The following is a 1972-nucleotide window of genomic DNA, read 5'->3' as shown; positions in this document are numbered from 1 at the left end:
TCGCGACCTCGTTGGGCGCCAGCCCGGCCAGCAGAGCGGCCTCGTAGGCGCGGGCCAGGGGCACGATCTCGGCGAACAGGCGGCGGCCAGCGGCGGTCAGCTCCAGGCTGTGCGAGCGTCGGTCGACCCGGTTGCTCAGGCGAACGGCCAGGCGGCGCTCGACCAGGTCCTGGGCCGCGCGGCTGACGCGCACCTTGTCCATCGCCGTGCGCACGACGGCGGCTTGCTGGGTCAGCGGCCCTTCGGCCAGCACCGACATCAGCCGCCACTGCGGGATGCTGAGGCCGAACCGGTCCTCGTAGGCGCGGGACACCAACCGTGTCACCGCGTTGGCGGCGACGACCAGCTGGTAGGGTAGATAGTCGGCCAGCGAGACATGCTCGGGGGCGCCTTCTGGGGGGATCTGCGTCATGAGTGAGACCGTCGCGGCCATGGCCTTCCTTTCGTCCTCCATACGCCCGCGACTCTAGCGGTCGCTCGCGTCGACAAGGCCCGATCTGGCGCGGCGCATCGGCCCCGCTCAATCACGGCCAAGCCTGGGGACAGGAAAGCAGTCGTTTCGCTTGGCGGTTGTGCATTCGACCGTTCGGACGCCCAGCGAAGGGGCGCCCACGGAAAATGGAACCGTCGGCTCAGTGCCCCTCGATGTCCTTGGACTTGAAAGGCTCGGTCCTGGTCAGCGCCGCCTGGCAGCGTTGAAGTTCGTTGAGACAATCGCCCCGGCTCCAGAAATCGGAAAATTCCACAACGGCCATGCGGACTTGGCGAGAATAGTCCTTGTGGTCAAGAACCTTCGGCTCTTCGTCCCCGTGCGGGTCGTGCGCATCGGGCTCGTGGCCCGGACGGTGGCTGGTCAGGACCAGGGTCTGGCCGCCCAGGATCRTGACATTGGCCGCGGCCAGCTCCAGCTCGGCCTCGGGCTTGTGACTTCCGCCGTGACCGTCATCGTGACCGTGCTTGTCCTCCTTCTTGGCGCCGTGGGCGCCCTTGGGCTTGTCCTTGTCCTTGGACTTGTCTTCGACCGGCTCGCCCTTGAGGGCCTCGGTCACACCCTTCAACGCCTTGTAGCAGGGACCGCCGAACGCCAGCACAGGCCCGATCCTGCGCTGCACTTCCTCGACCAGGTCCTGAGCCTTGTAGAGAAGCTCGCCGGACGGCGCGCTGGTGGCCGCCACGCACTTGGCCTTGACCGCCTCGTGAATGGTCTTGGGCACCTCGCGCCAACGCTCGTCGCGCCCGCGCCCGCCCACGTGTTTGCCGACATAGTAGGTAAGGATCGCCACGGCCAGCACGACCAGGGCGATGCCCGCCAGCAAGGTGGGATCGAAGATCGGAACCGGCGTATCGACGGGAAACTCTGACTGGTACACCGGACCCCCTCCAGCAACAGGCAAGCAAGAGTCACATGGTTAACGCATCATGGCGCCGCTTGCACGACCAAGGTTATGCGACGGCGCCCTTTTGGCGCGTAACGGCCGCCGAAACCGCTCACACTTTCGGCCGTCACGCTCGCTGAGAAATCACGCCCTGCGCCTTGGCGCCCTGGTCGTAGCGGCTGGGACCGCCATAGACGGAGATCTCGCACAGGATGTCGCCGCCGGGCTGATCGGCCCACAGGTAGTTCCGCTCGACCTCGACATTGCGGCCGGCCGGCGAGATCCCCTCGAAGGTGTCGCCCCAGGGAATCACCTTGTTGAGATCGCGCCAAGTCAGGGTCATGGCGCGCGACAGCTCGTCTTGGGCCATGGCTTCTAGGTCGGGATCGCTCATCGGCGTCTTTCTGTTGTCTATCCGTCGCCTCGACAACGTCCGTGGCGCAGGATAGGCCCGCCAGGAGAACGCAGGAGACAACGATGGGCGCCCCCAAAGGCAAACGCGACTTCCGCGACGAGGACCGCCTCGACCCGCGCGAACGCCATCAGGTCGAATACTGGATGAAGCGCTGGGGCGTGACCAAGGACCAACTGGTCGC

At 66.3% G+C, this 1972-nt stretch carries 4 protein-coding genes; 1 reads left to right on the top strand and 3 read right to left on the bottom strand.

Going from position 1 to position 1972, the window contains the following annotated elements:
* From AC1DZ6_RS24280 to AC1DZ6_RS24270, 3 genes are all read right to left on the bottom strand, one after another.
* On the bottom strand, positions 1-433 hold a 433-nt coding region (locus AC1DZ6_RS24280), incomplete at its 3' end, for a MarR family winged helix-turn-helix transcriptional regulator (RefSeq protein WP_477099665.1).
* A 199-nt stretch (positions 434-632) separates the two neighbouring features.
* Positions 633-1370, bottom strand: a complete 738-nt coding sequence (locus tag AC1DZ6_RS24275) for a hypothetical protein (RefSeq protein WP_477099664.1) — start codon at positions 1368-1370, stop codon at positions 633-635.
* Between the two features lie 133 nt (positions 1371-1503).
* The gene (locus AC1DZ6_RS24270) at positions 1504-1770 is read right to left on the bottom strand and encodes a hypothetical protein (RefSeq protein ID WP_477099663.1); all 267 of its coding nucleotides are present in this window, start codon (positions 1768-1770) and stop codon (positions 1504-1506) included.
* 83 nt (positions 1771-1853) lie between these two features.
* Between AC1DZ6_RS24270 and AC1DZ6_RS24265 the strand changes: the two genes are divergently transcribed.
* Positions 1854-1972: DUF3606 domain-containing protein (locus AC1DZ6_RS24265; protein WP_477099666.1), on the top strand; the 119-nt coding region annotated here is incomplete at its 3' end.

Source organism: Caulobacter sp. P1_B12_2 (assembly GCF_056406675.1).
This window is presented reverse-complemented; position numbering and strand designations above follow the sequence as displayed.